Source organism: Pseudomonas sp. NFPP24, assembly GCF_900112095.1.
Classification (GTDB): Bacteria; Pseudomonadota; Gammaproteobacteria; order Pseudomonadales; family Pseudomonadaceae; genus Aquipseudomonas; species Aquipseudomonas extremorientalis.
Window position 1 is genome coordinate 125,776 of the sequence record NZ_FOKD01000003.1, and the last position, 16,243, is coordinate 142,018.

At 61.2% G+C, this 16,243-nt stretch carries 14 protein-coding genes; all 14 read left to right on the forward strand.

The features are described 5' to 3' along the window. The first annotated feature begins 87 nt into the window (after nucleotides 1-87). The 14 genes from purB (at nucleotide 88) to nuoJ (ending at nucleotide 16,242) form a co-directional block, all read left to right on the forward strand. Nucleotides 88-1,458, forward strand: coding sequence for an adenylosuccinate lyase (purB, locus tag BM026_RS07395; RefSeq protein WP_093527845.1), 1,371 nt, complete (start codon nucleotides 88-90; stop codon nucleotides 1,456-1,458). Nucleotides 1,459-1,542: 84 nt separating this feature from the next. Next, nucleotides 1,543-2,709, forward strand: a complete 1,167-nt coding sequence (locus BM026_RS07400) for a ribosomal protein uL16 3-hydroxylase (RefSeq protein WP_093527848.1) — start codon at nucleotides 1,543-1,545, stop codon at nucleotides 2,707-2,709. Continuing rightward, nucleotides 2,702-3,124 (forward strand): GNAT family N-acetyltransferase, encoded by a 423-nt coding sequence (locus tag BM026_RS07405; protein WP_092245065.1) that lies wholly within the window; start codon nucleotides 2,702-2,704, stop codon nucleotides 3,122-3,124. The genes BM026_RS07400 and BM026_RS07405 overlap by 8 nt, the downstream gene beginning before the upstream one ends. Before the next feature lie 229 nt (nucleotides 3,125-3,353). Next, entirely contained in the window at nucleotides 3,354-4,091 is a 738-nt protein-coding gene (locus tag BM026_RS07410; RefSeq protein ID WP_093527853.1) for a secretin N-terminal domain-containing protein, read from the forward strand. Between the two features lie 491 nt (nucleotides 4,092-4,582). Next, complete coding sequence (gene aceA / locus BM026_RS07415; protein WP_003174717.1) at nucleotides 4,583-5,908, forward strand: isocitrate lyase; 1,326 nt, start codon at nucleotides 4,583-4,585, stop codon at nucleotides 5,906-5,908. Nucleotides 5,909-6,507: 599 nt separating this feature from the next. Beyond that, a complete protein-coding gene (locus tag BM026_RS07420) occupies nucleotides 6,508-6,921 on the forward strand; it encodes an NADH-quinone oxidoreductase subunit A (RefSeq protein WP_003219575.1) in 414 nt (137 codons plus the stop codon). A 10-nt stretch (nucleotides 6,922-6,931) separates the two neighbouring features. Next, nucleotides 6,932-7,606 carry a NuoB/complex I 20 kDa subunit family protein gene (locus BM026_RS07425; RefSeq protein ID WP_003174719.1) on the forward strand — a complete coding sequence of 225 codons (675 nt, stop codon included), beginning with the start codon at nucleotides 6,932-6,934 and terminating at the stop codon, nucleotides 7,604-7,606. 72 nt (nucleotides 7,607-7,678) lie between these two features. Further along, a complete protein-coding gene (nuoC, locus tag BM026_RS07430; protein ID WP_092245059.1) occupies nucleotides 7,679-9,463 on the forward strand; it encodes an NADH-quinone oxidoreductase subunit C/D in 1,785 nt (594 codons plus the stop codon). A 2-nt stretch (nucleotides 9,464-9,465) separates the two neighbouring features. Further along, nucleotides 9,466-9,963 carry an NADH-quinone oxidoreductase subunit NuoE gene (nuoE, locus tag BM026_RS07435; RefSeq protein WP_003174721.1) on the forward strand — a complete coding sequence of 166 codons (498 nt, stop codon included), beginning with the start codon at nucleotides 9,466-9,468 and terminating at the stop codon, nucleotides 9,961-9,963. Beyond that, the gene (gene nuoF, locus BM026_RS07440; protein ID WP_025858970.1) at nucleotides 9,960-11,315 is read left to right on the forward strand and encodes an NADH-quinone oxidoreductase subunit NuoF; all 1,356 of its coding nucleotides are present in this window, start codon (nucleotides 9,960-9,962) and stop codon (nucleotides 11,313-11,315) included. Before nuoE ends, nuoF begins: the two co-directional genes overlap by 4 nt. A 135-nt stretch (nucleotides 11,316-11,450) precedes the next feature. After that, nucleotides 11,451-14,165 (forward strand): NADH-quinone oxidoreductase subunit NuoG, encoded by a 2,715-nt coding sequence (nuoG, locus tag BM026_RS07445; RefSeq protein WP_092245056.1) that lies wholly within the window; start codon nucleotides 11,451-11,453, stop codon nucleotides 14,163-14,165. Further along, nucleotides 14,162-15,169, forward strand: a complete 1,008-nt coding sequence (gene nuoH, locus BM026_RS07450) for an NADH-quinone oxidoreductase subunit NuoH (RefSeq protein WP_071491905.1) — start codon at nucleotides 14,162-14,164, stop codon at nucleotides 15,167-15,169. Before nuoG ends, nuoH begins: the two co-directional genes overlap by 4 nt. Before the next feature lie 11 nt (nucleotides 15,170-15,180). Beyond that, a complete protein-coding gene (gene nuoI / locus BM026_RS07455) occupies nucleotides 15,181-15,729 on the forward strand; it encodes an NADH-quinone oxidoreductase subunit NuoI (protein ID WP_003174725.1) in 549 nt (182 codons plus the stop codon). Between the two features lie 9 nt (nucleotides 15,730-15,738). After that, nucleotides 15,739-16,242, forward strand: a complete 504-nt coding sequence (nuoJ, locus tag BM026_RS07460) for an NADH-quinone oxidoreductase subunit J (protein ID WP_016974048.1) — start codon at nucleotides 15,739-15,741, stop codon at nucleotides 16,240-16,242. Nucleotide 16,243: the final 1 nt, after the last annotated feature.

Consider the following 16,243-nt stretch of genomic DNA (forward strand, 5'->3'; position numbering starts at 1 on the left):
TACGCCGGTCAGTTGGCAACGGACCGGCGGATTTTTTCATGTATGATACGCGCCCCATTTCGTTGCCCGACTGTCCGAGAACACCCCATGCAGCTCTCTTCGCTCACTGCGGTTTCCCCTGTAGACGGCCGCTACGCCGGCAAAACCCAGGCCCTGCGCCCTATTTTCAGCGAATACGGCCTGATCCGTGCTCGCGTACTGGTTGAAGTGCGCTGGCTCCAGCGCCTGGCCGCTCACCCCGCCATCAGCGAAGTGCCGGCGTTTTCCGCGCAAGCCAACGCTGTGCTCGACGCTCTGGCGGAAAACTTCTCCCTGGAGCACGCCGAGCGTGTGAAGGAGATCGAGCGCACCACCAACCACGACGTAAAAGCCATCGAATACCTGCTCAAAGAGCAAGCGGCCAAGCTGCCGGAACTGGCCCAGGTCAGCGAATTCATCCACTTTGCCTGCACCAGCGAGGACATCAACAACCTGTCCCACGCCCTGATGCTGCGCGAAGGCCGTGATGACGTGATGCTGCCGCTGATGCGCCAGACCGCCAATGCCATCCGCGAACTGGCCATCCGCTTTGCCGACGTGCCGATGCTGTCGCGCACCCACGGCCAGCCGGCGTCGCCGACCACCCTGGGCAAAGAACTGGCCAACGTGGTGTACCGGCTGGAGCGCCAGATCGCTCAAGTCGCCGCCGTACCGCTGCTGGGCAAGATCAACGGCGCCGTAGGCAACTATAACGCCCACCTGTCGGCCTACCCGGAGATCGACTGGGAAGCCAACGCCCGCGCCTTCATCGAAGACGAGCTGGGCCTGGGCTTCAACCCCTACACCACGCAGATCGAACCGCACGACTACATTGCCGAACTGTTCGACGCCATTGCGCGCTTCAACACCATCCTGATCGACTTCGATCGCGATATCTGGGGCTACATCTCCCTGGGCTATTTCAAGCAGCGCACCGTTGCCGGTGAAATCGGTTCGTCGACCATGCCGCACAAGGTCAACCCGATCGACTTCGAAAACTCCGAAGGCAACCTCGGCATCGCCAACGCCCTGTTCCAGCACTTGGCCAGCAAGTTGCCGATCTCCCGCTGGCAGCGCGACCTGACCGACTCCACCGTGCTGCGCAACCTCGGCGTGGGCTTCGCTCACAGCGTGATCGCATACGAAGCCAGTCTGAAGGGCATCAGCAAGCTTGAGCTCAATGAGCAGAAGATCGCCGCTGACCTGGACGCATGCTGGGAAGTCCTGGCCGAACCAATCCAGACCGTGATGCGCCGCTACAACATCGAAAACCCGTACGAGAAGCTCAAAGAGTTGACGCGCGGCAAGGGCATCAGCCCTGAAGCACTGCAAACTTTCATCGACGGCCTGGACATGCCAGCCGCCGCCAAGGCCGAGCTGAAACTGCTCACCCCGGCCAACTACATTGGCAACGCTGTAGAGCAAGCCAAGCGCATCTGATCATCGCAAGACCCTTTGAGACGCCCGGCCGCGCCGGGCGTTTTTATTCCAGTCTGAAAAGTGCTTTTTTTCAATAGGTTACACATGAATCCTGATATCCCTCTTCAACTTCTGGGCGGCATGACGGCACGGGAATTCCTGCGCGACTACTGGCAGAAAAAACCGCTGCTGATCCGCCAGGCCATCCCTGATTTCGAAAGCCCGATCGACGCCGACGAACTGGCCGGCCTGGCGCTGGAAGAAGAAGTCGAGTCGCGCCTGGTGATCGAGCATGGCGAGCGCCCGTGGGAGCTGCGTCGCGGCCCGTTCGCCGAAGATGCCTTCAGCACCCTGCCCGAGCGCGAGTGGACCCTGCTGGTACAGGCGGTCGACCAGTTCGTGCCGGAAGTGGCCGAGTTGCTGGAGCAGTTCCGCTTCCTGCCGAGCTGGCGCATCGACGATGTGATGATCAGCTTCGCCGCACCGGGCGGCAGCGTTGGCCCGCACTTCGACAACTACGACGTGTTCCTGCTGCAAGCCCAGGGCAAGCGCAACTGGAAGATCGGCCAGATGTGCAGCTCCGAAAGCGCGCTGCTGCAGCACGCCGACCTGCGTATCCTCGCCGAATTCGAAGAAAGCGCCGAGTGGGTCCTGGAACCGGGCGACATGCTTTACCTGCCGCCGCGCCTGGCGCACTTCGGCATTGCCGAAGACGACTGCATGACCTATTCCGTGGGCTTCCGTGCACCGAGCGCGTCCGAAGTGCTGACCCACTTCACCGACTTCCTCAGCCAGTACCTGACCGACGAAGAGCGCTATACCGACGCTGACGCCCAGCCGGTCAGCGACCCGCACCAGATCCAGAGCGACGCCCTGGACCGCCTCAAGAGCCTGCTGGCCGAGCACATGAGCGACGAGCGCATGCTGCTGACCTGGTTCGGCCAGTTCATGACCGAACCGCGCTATCCTGAACTGGTGGCCGGCGAAGAGTTGGGCGAAGACGACTTCATCAGCAGCCTGCAGGACGGTGCGATCCTGGTGCGCAACCCGAGTGCGCGCCTGGCCTGGTCCGAAGTGGACGACGATGTATTGCTGTTTGCCAGTGGCCAGAGCCGTTACCTGCCGGGCAAGCTGCGTGAACTGCTGAAGCTGGTGTGTTCGGCCGATGCGCTGCACAGCGAGAACCTGGGCGAATGGCTGGCAGACGAAGACGGTCGCGACCTGCTGTGTGAATTGGTCAAGCAAGGAAGCCTGGGATTTGCCGATGAATAGGATTCACGTAAGTGTCGCGGACTGGCAAAAGGATATCGCCGAGATTCGGCGCATTCGTGAAGCGGTGTTTATCGCTGAACAATCGGTTCCACCGGAACTGGAGTGGGACGCGGACGACGCCGGCGCAGTGCATTTCCTTGCATTCGAAGGTGATTTTCCGATCGGTACCGCCCGCCTGCTACCCAGCGGCGAGATTGGCCGCGTGTCGGTCCTCAAGGACTGGCGCGGGCTGAAGGTCGGCGACAAGCTGATGGAAACGGTGATTGGCGTGGCCGAACAACGTGGCCAGACCAGGCAGTTCCTGAGTGCGCAGGTGTATGCAGCACCGTTTTATGAGCGGCTGGGCTTCAAGATCGTCAGTGACGAATTTCTTGAAGTCGGGATTCCGCATGTGGATATGGTGCGCGAGGGCTGATCCGAGATCGCGTCGCTGCCATCGGGGGCAAGCCCCCTCCCACTTTTTGACCGAGTAAGTCCTTTGGAATGCGGCCAAGTGTGGGAGGGGGCTTGCCCCCGATAGCCATTTCAGCAACACCAACAATGCCCTGCCATGCCAGGGCATTTTGCCGTCTACGATTCAACTTGCACCCGGCCAGGCCGACAAACTGGCACTATCCAGCCTTTGACTCGCAGAGATAACGGACATGTCCCTACGCACCCTGCTCACCGCCCTCCTCCTGACCGCCAGCGCCGCGGCCATGGCCGACACCGAAGTCGTCAACCTGAGCAACCGTACCAGCGCCGACCTGCTGCCAGTGGCACAGAACTTCATCGGCAAGGACGGTACCGTCAGCGCCTACGGCAACCAACTGATCGTCAAGGCCGACCCCGGCAAGATCCAGGACCTGCGCACCCTGCTTTCCCAGCTGGATACGCCAGCCAAACGCCTGCTGATCACCGTCGACACCAACGAAAACAACCAGCAGAACACCGGTGACAGCCAGACCCGCATCATCAGCTACGGCACCACCAGCCGCGACGGCGGCGTCCAGCAGATCCAGGCCAGCGAAGGCGTGCCCGCGCTGATCCAGGTCGGCCAGAGCGTGCCGCTGACCACCACCCAGCAGGACAGCTATGGCCGCCTGCAGAACCAGACCCAGTATCGCAACGTGACCCAGGGCTTCTACGTGACCGCCAGCGTCACCGGCGAGACCGTACACCTGGCGATCAGTACCAACCGTGACCGCATGAGCCAGGAGCGTCCCGATGTAGTGAACGTACAGAGTACCGACACAACCGTCAGCGGGCGCCTGGGTGAATGGATCACCCTGGCCGGCATCAATCGCGAGACCCAGGCCGACAAATCCTCTGCAACCCGCAGCTACTCTACTCAGGGCCGCGATGACCTGACAGTACGGGTCAAGGTCGACACCCTGAACTGAAGCACCAAAAACTGACTGACGAGTCGTATTAGACGAAAGATGTAGTGCTTGAAAAAAAGCACTACAAAACATTTGACGATCCAAAAAAGCATGGGCATGATGGCCTCGCTCCCGCTAATCAGGGGCCCCGGCAAGGGCCTTCGGATCGTCGCTCCAAGCTACCCACCCGAGCCGATTCGTGTCTGTACCGCCCACAAGGCGTGTTTGACGAGGTTGCGACTGGAACGAAGTTGTCCCGAGGGACGGAAGCTAACCAGGTAACCCGGCTACACGCTGTTGAACACCCGAGGGCCCACGACGCCCGGAGACTGTTCTCGGTCCACCTGTACCTGCTCCACCCTCTCGCCAATCGTTCATCCCGTCGCATTCCCCGTCAGACCCGACATGACCGCCTAAGCTTCTGGTCAGCGAGCAGCCCTGCCCACGCATTTGAATGCAGGGCTGGCAAATGGATTTTTCCACCACACGAAGACGCGACGAGGTTTACTTCCATGGCACTGACACGCGAACAGCAAATTGCAGCCCTCGAGAAAGACTGGGCTGAAAACCCACGCTGGAAAGGCGTGACCCGCGCTTATTCCGCTGCTGACGTCGTCCGCCTGCGTGGCTCGGTTCAACCTGAGCACACCTTTGCAAAACTCGGCGCCGAGAAGCTGTGGAACCTGGTGACACAAGGTGCCAAGCCGTCCTTCCGTCCCGACAAAGATTTCGTCAACTGCATGGGCGCCCTCACTGGCGGCCAGGCAGTCCAGCAGGTGAAAGCCGGTATCCAGGCGATCTACCTGTCCGGCTGGCAAGTGGCGGCGGACAACAACTCCGCTGAATCCATGTACCCCGACCAATCGCTGTACCCGGTGGACTCGGTGCCGACCGTGGTCAAGCGCATCAACAACTCGTTCCGTCGTGCCGACCAGATCCAGTGGAAAGCCGGCAAGAACCCGGGCGATGAAGGCTACATCGACTACTTCGCGCCGATCGTGGCCGACGCCGAAGCCGGTTTCGGCGGCGTACTCAACGCCTACGAACTGATGAAGAGCATGATCGAGGCTGGCGCTGCCGGCGTGCACTTCGAAGACCAGCTGGCGTCCGTGAAGAAATGCGGCCACATGGGCGGCAAGGTACTGGTTCCGACCCAGGAAGCCGTACAGAAACTGACCGCTGCCCGCCTGGCCGCTGACGTTGCCGGCACGCCGACCATCATCCTGGCGCGTACCGATGCCAACGCGGCTGACCTGCTGACATCGGACTGCGACCCGTACGACCAGCCATTCGTGACTGGCGAGCGCACCCAGGAAGGTTTCTATAAGGTACGTGCCGGTCTCGACCAGGCCATCGCCCGCGGCCTGGCCTACGCGCCGTACGCCGACCTGATCTGGTGCGAAACCGCCAAGCCGGACCTGGACGAAGCCCGTCGCTTCGCCGAAGCGATCAAGAAGGAATACCCGGACCAACTGCTGTCCTACAACTGCTCGCCTTCCTTCAACTGGAAGAAGAACCTGGACGACGCGACCATCGCCAAGTTCCAGCGCGAACTGTCCGCCATGGGCTACAAGCACCAGTTCATCACCCTGGCCGGCATTCACAACATGTGGCACAGCATGTTCAACCTGGCGCACGACTACGCACGCAACGACATGACCGCCTACGTGAAGCTGCAGGAGCAGGAGTTCGCTGACGCCGCCAAGGGCTACACCTTCGTGGCACACCAGCAGGAAGTGGGCACCGGTTACTTCGACGACATGACCACCGTGATCCAGGGCGGCACCTCGTCCGTGACCGCGCTGACCGGTTCGACCGAAGAAGAGCAGTTCCACTGATTGACTGAGTACACGGCCACTGCGGCCCCAGGGAAGACCTAACCGCAGTGCCGCACAAAGATCACGCCCCGACCTGTTCGGGGCGTTTTTTTGCCCCGTGAAAAACCTCCCTGTCAAAATGAAGATCAACCTGTGGGAGGGGGCAAGCCCCCTCACACACTGGAAATGCCGACGAGGCTCTGGATTTTGTGCAAAACATTGATCCAGAGCGGTATTTGCAGGGATCAAATCGGTTAAAAGATCTCCGTCGGCAACTAAGCGGTATTCAACCAAGTAACAGCAACTTCCCCCGCCCCACCACACACACCCGCTTAAAACCCGCGCAAACAATATTCATTATCATTTAGCTCGTGAAAACTTCGTTACCGGTTAAACAAAACACATTTGATTAAATGCCCGCTAATGCCCGCCACACAAGGGCTGTAGCCCCAAGAAGGTGCACTATGTGCTTATTCCATCGAATAATTTCGCTATCGGAATTTTACTTGCCCGGTGTTTAGCCATAAAATCACCGCGATTGATTGCAGTGCGACATATCGTCACTGCATCGTTACTTTTTCGAGCTCAGAGACCTTTGCTCTCTGTTAAGGATTTCCAGCATGACCGAAGCGACAGGACTCATGGCCCACAACTGGGGCTTTGCCATTTTCCTCCTCGGTGTTGTCGGCCTCTGCGCCTTCATGCTCGGTGTTTCCAGCCTCCTCGGGTCAAAAGCCTGGGGCCGCAGCAAAAATGAACCGTTCGAGTCCGGCATGCTGCCTACAGGTGGCGCCCGCTTGCGGCTCTCAGCCAAATTCTATCTGGTCGCGATGCTGTTCGTGATCTTCGATATCGAAGCCCTCTTTCTCTTTGCCTGGTCTGTGTCCGTCCGCGAAAGCGGCTGGACCGGATTCGTCGAAGCCCTCGTTTTCATAGCAATTCTGTTGGCAGGTCTTGTCTACCTATTCCGAGTGGGCGCCCTTGACTGGGCTCCGGAAGCTCGTCGTAAGCGGCAAGCGAAGCTGAAACAATGAGGCTTTGGCGATGCAATACAATCTCACCAGGATCGACCCGGATGCTCCTAACGAGCAGTACCCCATCGGCGAGCGGGAAACCGTTTCCGACCCGTTAGAAGACCAAGTCCACAAAAACATCTACATGGGCAAGCTGGAAGACGTGCTGAGTGGCGCGGTCAACTGGGGGCGTAAAAACTCCCTGTGGCCGTACAACTTCGGTCTTTCGTGCTGCTACGTGGAAATGACCACCGCCTTCACGGCGCCCCACGACATCGCGCGCTTTGGCGCCGAAGTTATCCGGGCCTCGCCGCGCCAGGCGGATTTCATGGTTATCGCCGGCACCTGCTTCATCAAGATGGCGCCGATCATCCAGCGTCTCTACGAGCAAATGCTCGAACCGAAGTGGGTAATCTCCATGGGTTCGTGCGCCAACTCCGGTGGCATGTACGACATCTATTCCGTCGTTCAAGGGGTGGACAAGTTCCTGCCCGTGGACGTCTACGTGCCTGGCTGCCCGCCTCGCCCTGAAGCGTTCCTGCAAGGCTTGATGCTGTTGCAGGAATCGATTGGCAAGGAGCGTCGCCCGCTTTCCTGGGTCGTCGGCGATCAAGGCGTGTACCGCGCCGAGATGCCGTCGCAAAAGGAACAGCGCCGCGAACAGCGTATCGCAGTCACCAACCTGCGCAGCCCCGACGAAGTCTGATCCAGCACCGCTTCTTTTATAGAACGAACACCTGGCTTCATTCTTTACGTTGACCGAAAGCGATAAAAAACCATGACTACAGGCAGTGCTCTGTACATCCCGCCTTATAAGGCAGACGACCAGGATGTGGTCGTCGAACTCAATAACCGTTTTGGCCCTGACGCCTTCACCGCCCAGGCCACACGCACCGGCATGCCGGTGCTGTGGGTGGCGCGTGCCAGGCTTGTCGAAGTCCTGACCTTCCTGCGCAACCTGCCCAAGCCGTTCGTCATGCTCTATGACCTGCACGGTGTGGACGAGCGTCTGCGCACCAAGCGTCAGGGGCTGCCGAGCGGCGCCGATTTCACCGTGTTCTACCACCTGCTGTCGATCGAACGTAACAGCGACGTGATGATCAAGGTCGCCCTGTCCGAGAGCGACCTGAGCGTGCCGACCGTGACCGGTATCTGGCCGAACGCCAGCTGGTACGAACGCGAAGTCTGGGACATGTTCGGCATCGACTTCCCGGGCCACCCGCACCTGACGCGCATCATGATGCCGCCGACCTGGGAAGGTCACCCGCTGCGCAAGGACTTCCCTGCGCGCGCCACCGAATTCGACCCATTCAGCCTCAACCTCGCCAAGCAACAGCTTGAAGAGGAGGCTGCACGCTTCCGTCCGGAAGACTGGGGCATGAAGCGCTCCGGCACCAACGAGGACTACATGTTCCTCAACCTGGGCCCGAACCACCCTTCGGCCCACGGCGCCTTCCGTATCATCCTGCAACTGGACGGCGAAGAAATCGTCGACTGCGTGCCGGACATCGGCTATCACCACCGTGGTGCCGAGAAAATGGCCGAGCGCCAGTCGTGGCACAGCTTCATCCCGTACACCGACCGTATCGACTACCTCGGCGGCGTGATGAACAACCTGCCGTACGTGCTCTCGGTCGAGAAACTGGCCGGTATCAAGGTGCCGGACCGCGTCGACACCATCCGCATCATGATGGCCGAGTTCTTCCGGATCACCAGCCACCTGCTGTTCCTGGGGACCTATATCCAGGACGTCGGCGCCATGACCCCGGTGTTCTTCACCTTCACCGACCGTCAGCGCGCCTACAAGGTCATCGAAGCCATCACCGGTTTCCGCCTGCACCCGGCCTGGTACCGCATCGGCGGCGTGGCCCACGACCTGCCGAACGGTTGGGAACGCCTGGTCAAGGAATTCATCGACTGGATGCCCAAGCGCCTGGACGAATACCAAAAGGCCGCGCTGGATAACAGCATCCTCAAGGGGCGTACCATCGGCGTCGCGCAGTACAACACCAAGGAAGCCCTGGAATGGGGCGTCACCGGTGCCGGCCTGCGTTCCACCGGCTGCGATTTCGACCTGCGTAAAGCACGTCCGTACTCCGGGTATGAGAATTTCGAATTCGAAGTCCCGCTGGCGGCCAATGGCGATGCCTACGACCGTTGCATCGTGCGCGTCGAAGAAATGCGCCAGAGCCTGAAGATCATCGAGCAGTGCATGCGCAACATGCCGGCCGGCCCGTACAAGGCGGATCACCCGCTGACCACGCCGCCGCCGAAAGAGCGCACGCTGCAGCACATCGAAACCCTGATCACGCACTTCCTGCAGGTTTCGTGGGGCCCGGTCATGCCGGCCAACGAGTCCTTCCAGATGATCGAAGCGACCAAGGGTATCAACAGTTATTACCTGACGAGCGATGGCGGCACCATGAGCTACCGCACCCGGATCCGTACCCCGAGCTTCGCCCACTTGCAGCAGATCCCTTCGGTGATCAAAGGCGAGATGGTCGCGGACTTGATTGCGTACCTGGGTAGTATCGATTTCGTTATGGCCGACGTGGACCGCTAAGCATGAACAGCACGCTTATCCAGACAGACCGTTTCACCTTGAGTGAAACCGAGCGCTCGGCCATCGAGCACGAGCTGCATCACTACGAAGACCCGCGCGCGGCGTCGATCGAAGCCTTGAAGATCGTCCAGAAGGAACGAGGCTGGGTGCCGGACGGCGCCCTCTACGCCATCGGCGAAATCCTCGGCATCCCTGCCAGCGACGTTGAAGGGGTGGCCACGTTCTACAGCCAGATCTTCCGTCAGCCGGTGGGCCGCCACATCATTCGCGTGTGCGACAGCATGGTCTGCTACATCGGCGGCCACGAATCGGTGGTCAGCGAGATCCAGAACAAGCTGGGCATCGGCCTCGGCCAGACCACCCCGGACGGCCGCTTCACGCTGCTGCCGGTGTGCTGCCTGGGCAACTGCGACAAGGCGCCGGCGTTGATGATCGACGACGACACATTCGGTGACGTGCAGCCCGCTGGCGTGACCCAATTGCTCGAGGGCTACCCATGACCCTGACTTCTTTCGGCCCGGCCAACCTGATCAAGCGTTCGCCCGAGACCCATCCGCTGACCTGGCGCCTGCGTGACGATGCCGAACCGGTATGGTTCGACGAGTACCAGGCCAAGAACGGCTACGCGGCTGCGCGCAAAGCCTTCGCGGACATGGCCCAGGACGATATCGTCCAGACCGTGAAAGACGCCGGCCTCAAAGGCCGCGGCGGTGCAGGCTTCCCCACGGGCGTGAAGTGGGGCCTGATGCCCAAGGACGAATCCATCAACATCCGCTACCTGCTGTGCAACGCGGATGAAATGGAGCCGAACACCTGGAAAGACCGCATGCTGATGGAGCAACTGCCCCATCTGCTCATCGAAGGCATGCTGATCAGCGCCCGCGCGCTGAAAACCTACCGGGGCTACATCTTCCTGCGTGGCGAGTACACCACCGCCGCCAAGCACCTCAACCGTGCCGTGGAAGAAGCCAAGGCCGCCGGCCTGTTGGGCAAGAACATCTTGGGTTCGGGTTTTGACTTCGAACTGTTCGTGCACACCGGCGCCGGGCGCTACATCTGCGGTGAAGAAACCGCACTGATCAACTCCCTCGAAGGTCGCCGCGCCAACCCGCGCTCCAAGCCGCCCTTCCCTGCCGCCGTGGGCGTGTGGGGCAAGCCGACCTGCGTGAACAACGTCGAGACCCTGTGCAACGTGCCGGCGATCATCGCCGACGGCGTGGACTGGTACAAATCGTTGGCCCGCGAAGGCAGCGAGGACATGGGCACCAAGCTCATGGGCTTCTCCGGCAAGGTCAAGAACCCTGGCCTGTGGGAGCTGCCGTTCGGCGTGACCGCACGCGAGCTGTTCGAGGACTACGCCGGCGGCATGCGCGACGGCTACACCTTGAAAGCCTGGCAGCCAGGCGGCGCCGGTACCGGTTTCCTGTTGCCCGAGCACCTCGACGCACAAATGTACGCCGGCGGCATCGGCAAGGTGGGCACCCGGATGGGTACCGGCCTGGCGATGGCGGTCGACAACACCGTGAACATGGTCTCCTTGCTGCGCAACATGGAGCAGTTCTTTGCCCGCGAGTCCTGCGGCTTCTGCACACCATGCCGCGACGGTCTGCCATGGAGCGTGAAGCTGCTGATGGCCCTGGAAAACGGCGAAGGCCGCGAGGGTGATATCGAAACCCTGCTGGGCCTGGTCGGTTTCCTCGGCCCGGGCAAGACCTTCTGTGCTCACGCACCGGGCGCCGTGGAGCCATTGGGCAGCGCAATCAAATACTTCCGCTCGGAGTTCGAAGCCGGCATCGCGCCTACCAGCGCTGCCGTCCCGCCTCTGGCAAGGCCGATCGTAGTCGGCGCGTAACGCTTTAAAAGGCGAAGGGTCCGTGCCCTTCGCTTTCTCATGGGCTGACGCCGTAGAGGCTGTGTTGAGGCCCATGAATAACAAGATTCCATTAGCCACGCCCGCTGACAACGGGCCAACGAAGAACTTTGAACCATGGCCACTATCCACGTAGACGGCAAAGCGCTCGAAGTCGATGGGGCAGACAACCTGTTACAGGCCTGTCTGTCGCTCGGTCTCGATATCCCGTATTTCTGCTGGCACCCCGCGCTTGGTAGCGTCGGGGCCTGCCGCCAGTGTGCGGTCAAGCAGTACACCGACGAGAACGACACCCGTGGTCGTATCGTCATGTCCTGCATGACCCCAGCCACCGACAACACCTGGATCTCCATCGACGATGAAGAATCCAAGGCGTTCCGCGCCAGCGTCGTCGAATGGCTGATGACCAACCACCCCCACGACTGCCCGGTCTGTGAGGAAGGCGGTCACTGCCACCTGCAAGACATGACCGTGATGACCGGCCACAACGAGCGCCGTTATCGCTTCACCAAGCGTACCCACCAGAACCAGGACCTCGGCCCGTTCATTTCCCACGAAATGAACCGCTGCATCGCCTGCTATCGCTGCGTGCGCTTCTATAAGGACTACGCCGGCGGCACCGACCTCGGCGTATTCGGCGCCCACGACAACGTGTACTTCGGTCGTGTTGAAGACGGCGTGCTCGAAAGCGAGTTCTCCGGCAACCTCACCGAGGTCTGCCCGACCGGTGTGTTCACCGACAAGACGCACTCCGAGCGCTACAACCGCAAGTGGGACATGCAGTTCGCCCCGAGCATCTGCCATGGCTGCTCCAGCGGTTGCAACATCTCCCCGGGCGAGCGCTACGGCGAATTGCGTCGCATCGAAAACCGCTTCAACGGTTCGGTCAACCAGTACTTCCTGTGCGACCGTGGCCGTTTCGGCTATGGCTACGTCAACCGCGAAGACCGCCCTCGCCAACCACTGCTCGCCGACGGCGCCAAGCTGAGCCTGGACGACGCGCTGGATAAAGCTGCCGACCTGCTGCGCGGCCGCAACATCGTCGGTATCGGTTCGCCCCGCGCCAGCCTCGAAAGCAACTTCGCGTTGCGCGAGCTGGTGGGCGCCGAGCACTTCTACAGCGGTATCGAAGCCGGTGAACTGGAGCGCATCCGCCTGGTCCTGCAGGTGCTGAACGACAGCCCGCTGCCCGTACCGAACATGCGCGACATCGAAGACCACGACGCGATCTTCGTGCTCGGTGAAGACCTGACCCAGACCGCCGCCCGCATCGCCCTGTCGCTGCGCCAGTCGGTCAAGGGCAAGGCCGAAGACATGGCCGACGCCATGCGCGTACAGCCGTGGCTCGACGCCGCAGTGAAGAACATCGGCCAGCACGCGCTGAACCCGTTGTTTATTGCGAGCATCGCTGAAACCAAGCTCGACGACATCGCCGAAGAATGTGTGCACGCAGCACCGGACGACCTGGCCCGCCTCGGTTTCGCCGTGGCCCACGCCCTGGACGCCAGCGCGCCTGCCGTCGAAGGCCTGGACACCGAAGCCGGTGAACTGGCCCAGCGCATCGCCGACGCCCTGCTGGCGGCCAAGCGCCCATTGATCATTGCTGGCACCTCGTTGGGTTCCAAGGCGCTGATCGAAGCCGCTGCCAACATCGCCAAGGCCCTGAAGCTGCGCGACAAGAACGGTTCCATCAGCCTGGTGGTGCCGGAAGCCAACAGCCTCGGCCTGGCCATGCTCGGTGGCGAGTCCCTGGACGCTGCCCTGCAAGCGGTGACCGACGGCAACGCCGACGCCATCGTGGTACTGGAAAACGACTTGTACACCCGCACCGATGCCGCCAAGGTCGACGCGGCACTGAACGCGGCCAAAGTGCTGATCGTTGCCGATCACCAGAAGACCGCCACCAGCGACCGCGCCCACCTGGTACTGCCGGCCGCCACCTTCGCCGAAGGCGACGGCACCCTGGTCAGCCAGGAGGGCCGTGCCCAGCGCTTCTTCCAAGTGTTCGATCCGAAGTACATGGACGCCAGCATCCTGGTTCACGAAGGCTGGCGCTGGCTGCATGCCTTGCGCGCCACCCTGCTGAACCAGCCGATCGACTGGACCCAGCTCGATCACGTTACCGCAGCCACCGCTGCCAGCGCCCCGCAACTGGCGCGGATTGTCGACGCGGCACCGTCCGCTTCGTTCCGCATCAAGGGCTTGAAACTGGCCCGTGAACCGCTGCGTTATTCCGGTCGTACCGCGATGCGCGCCGACATCAGCGTGCACGAACCGCGTACCCCGCAAGACAACGACACCGCGTTCGCCTTCTCCATGGAAGGCTACTCGGGTTCGGTCGAGCCGCGTCAGCAGGTGCCATTCGCCTGGTCACCGGGCTGGAACTCGCCGCAGGCCTGGAACAAGTTCCAGGACGAAGTCGGTGGTCACCTCCGCGCTGGCGACCCTGGCACCCGCCTGATCGAAAGCACCGGTGATGCGCTGAACTGGTTCGCCGCCGTACCGCGTCCGTTCAACCCGGCCCAGGGCACCTGGCAGGTTGTGCCGTTCTTCCACCTGTTCGGCAGCGAAGAGAACTCTTCCAAGGCCGCGCCGGTGCAAAGCCGCATCCCTGAAGCCTACGTATCCCTGGCCAAGTCCGAAGCCGACCGCCTGGGCGTCAACGACGGTGCCCTGCTCAGCCTGAACGTGGCCGGCCAGACCCTGCGTCTGCCGCTGCGCATCAACGATGAGTTGGGTGCAGGCCTGGTTGCACTGCCAAAAGGCCTCGCCGGTATTCCGCCTGCGATCTTTGGCAAAACCGTTGACGGTCTGCAGGAGGCAGCGCAATGACCTGGTTCACCCCTGAAGTGATCGACGTGATCATCTCGGTCGTCAAGGCCATCGTGATCCTGTTGGCCGTGGTCGTCGCGGGCGCCCTGCTCAGCTTCGTCGAACGTCGCCTGCTGGGCTGGTGGCAGGACCGCTACGGTCCGAACCGCGTTGGCCCGTTCGGCATGTTCCAGATCGCCGCCGACATGTTGAAAATGTTCTTCAAGGAAGACTGGACCCCGCCGTTTGCCGACAAGGTGATCTTCACCCTGGCACCGGTCGTGGCCATGAGCGCCTTGCTGATCGCCTTCGCGATCATCCCGATCACCCCGACCTGGGGCGTGGCGGACCTGAACATCGGCTTGCTGTTCTTCTTCGCCATGGCCGGCCTGTCGGTCTACGCGGTACTGTTCGCCGGCTGGTCGAGCAACAACAAGTTCGCCCTGCTGGGCAGCTTGCGGGCCTCGGCCCAGACCGTGTCCTACGAAGTGTTCATGGGCCTGGCGCTGATGGGCATCGTGGTGCAGGTCGGCTCGTTCAACATGCGCGACATCGTCGAGTACCAGGCACAGAACCTGTGGTTCATCATTCCGCAGTTCTTCGGCTTCTGTACCTTCTTCATCGCTGGCGTCGCCGTGACTCACCGTCACCCGTTCGACCAGCCGGAAGCGGAACAGGAACTGGCCGACGGTTACCACATCGAATACGCCGGCATGAAGTGGGGCATGTTCTTCGTCGGTGAATACATCGGCATCATCCTGATCTCGGCCCTGCTGGTCACGCTGTTCTTCGGCGGCTGGCACGGACCGTTCGGCATCCTGCCGCAGTTGGCGTTCTTCTGGTTCTTCCTGAAGACCGCGTTCTTCATCATGTTGTTTATCCTGCTGCGCGCTTCCATTCCGCGTCCACGATATGACCAGGTGATGGATTTCAGCTGGCGCTTCTGCCTGCCGCTGACCCTGATCAATTTGCTGGTGACTGCTGCCGTGGTGCTGATGCACACGCCAGCGGCTGCGGTTCAGTGAGGATTTGACCCATGTTCAAATATATTGGCGACATCGTTAAGGGTACCGGTACCCAGTTGCGAAGCCTGGTGATGGTGTTCGGTCACGGCTTTCGCAAACGCGACACCCTGCAATACCCGGAAGAAGCGGTATACCTGCCGCCGCGCTATCGCGGCCGCATCGTACTGACCCGCGACCCCGATGGCGAAGAGCGTTGCGTAGCCTGCAACCTGTGCGCCGTGGCGTGCCCGGTGGGTTGCATCTCCCTGCAGAAAGCTGAAACCGAAGACGGTCGCTGGTACCCGGACTTCTTCCGCATCAATTTCTCGCGCTGCATTTTCTGCGGCCTCTGCGAGGAAGCTTGCCCGACCACCGCGATCCAGCTCACACCGGATTTCGAGATGGCCGAGTTCAAACGTCAGGACCTGGTGTACGAGAAAGAAGATCTGTTGATCTCTGGTCCCGGTAAAAACCCTGATTACAACTTCTATCGTGTTGCAGGTATGGCCGTTGCCGGTAAGCCGAAAGGCGCCGCACAAAACGAAGCCGAGCCGATCAACGTGAAGAGCTTGCTGCCTTAAGGAAGAAAGATGGAATTCGCTTTCTATTTCGCATCGGGTATCGCGGTTGTGTCCACGCTTCGCGTGATCACCAACACCAACCCCGTGCACGCCCTGCTCTACCTGATCATTTCACTGATCGCCGTGGCCATGACCTTCTTCAGCCTCGGCGCGCCGTTCGCCGGTGTGCTGGAAGTGATCGCCTACGCCGGCGCCATCATGGTGCTGTTCGTGTTTGTGGTGATGATGCTCAACCTGGGGCCGGCTTCGGTCGCCCAGGAACGCGTCTGGCTCAAGCCCGGCATCTGGCTCGGCCCGGTTGTCCTGGCAGCGCTGCTGCTGGGTGAACTGCTGTATGTGCTGTTCGCTCACCAGAGCGGCCAGGCCATCGGCCACACCACCGTGGATGCAAAAGCCGTGGGCATCAGCCTGTTCGGCCCGTACCTGCTGGTGGTCGAACTGGCGTCGATGCTGCTGCTCGCTGCAGCCGTCACCGCCTTCCACTTGGGCCGCAACGAAGCCAAGGAGCAATGAC

Coding starts and splice junctions, on each gene's coding strand:
- BM026_RS07410 (WP_093527853.1), top strand. CDS start 3,354: ATGTCCCTACGCACCCTGCTCACCGCCCTCCTCCTGACCGCCAGCGCC.
- nuoI (WP_003174725.1), top strand. CDS start 15,181: ATGTTCAAATATATTGGCGACATCGTTAAGGGTACCGGTACCCAGTTG.
- purB (WP_093527845.1), top strand. CDS start 88: ATGCAGCTCTCTTCGCTCACTGCGGTTTCCCCTGTAGACGGCCGCTAC.
- BM026_RS07405 (WP_092245065.1), top strand. CDS start 2,702: ATGAATAGGATTCACGTAAGTGTCGCGGACTGGCAAAAGGATATCGCC.
- nuoE (WP_003174721.1), top strand. CDS start 9,466: ATGAACAGCACGCTTATCCAGACAGACCGTTTCACCTTGAGTGAAACC.
- nuoG (WP_092245056.1), top strand. CDS start 11,451: ATGGCCACTATCCACGTAGACGGCAAAGCGCTCGAAGTCGATGGGGCA.
- nuoJ (WP_016974048.1), top strand. CDS start 15,739: ATGGAATTCGCTTTCTATTTCGCATCGGGTATCGCGGTTGTGTCCACG.
- nuoF (WP_025858970.1), top strand. CDS start 9,960: ATGACCCTGACTTCTTTCGGCCCGGCCAACCTGATCAAGCGTTCGCCC.
- BM026_RS07400 (WP_093527848.1), top strand. CDS start 1,543: ATGAATCCTGATATCCCTCTTCAACTTCTGGGCGGCATGACGGCACGG.
- BM026_RS07425 (WP_003174719.1), top strand. CDS start 6,932: ATGCAATACAATCTCACCAGGATCGACCCGGATGCTCCTAACGAGCAG.
- nuoH (WP_071491905.1), top strand. CDS start 14,162: ATGACCTGGTTCACCCCTGAAGTGATCGACGTGATCATCTCGGTCGTC.
- aceA (WP_003174717.1), top strand. CDS start 4,583: ATGGCACTGACACGCGAACAGCAAATTGCAGCCCTCGAGAAAGACTGG.
- nuoC (WP_092245059.1), top strand. CDS start 7,679: ATGACTACAGGCAGTGCTCTGTACATCCCGCCTTATAAGGCAGACGAC.
- BM026_RS07420 (WP_003219575.1), top strand. CDS start 6,508: ATGACCGAAGCGACAGGACTCATGGCCCACAACTGGGGCTTTGCCATT.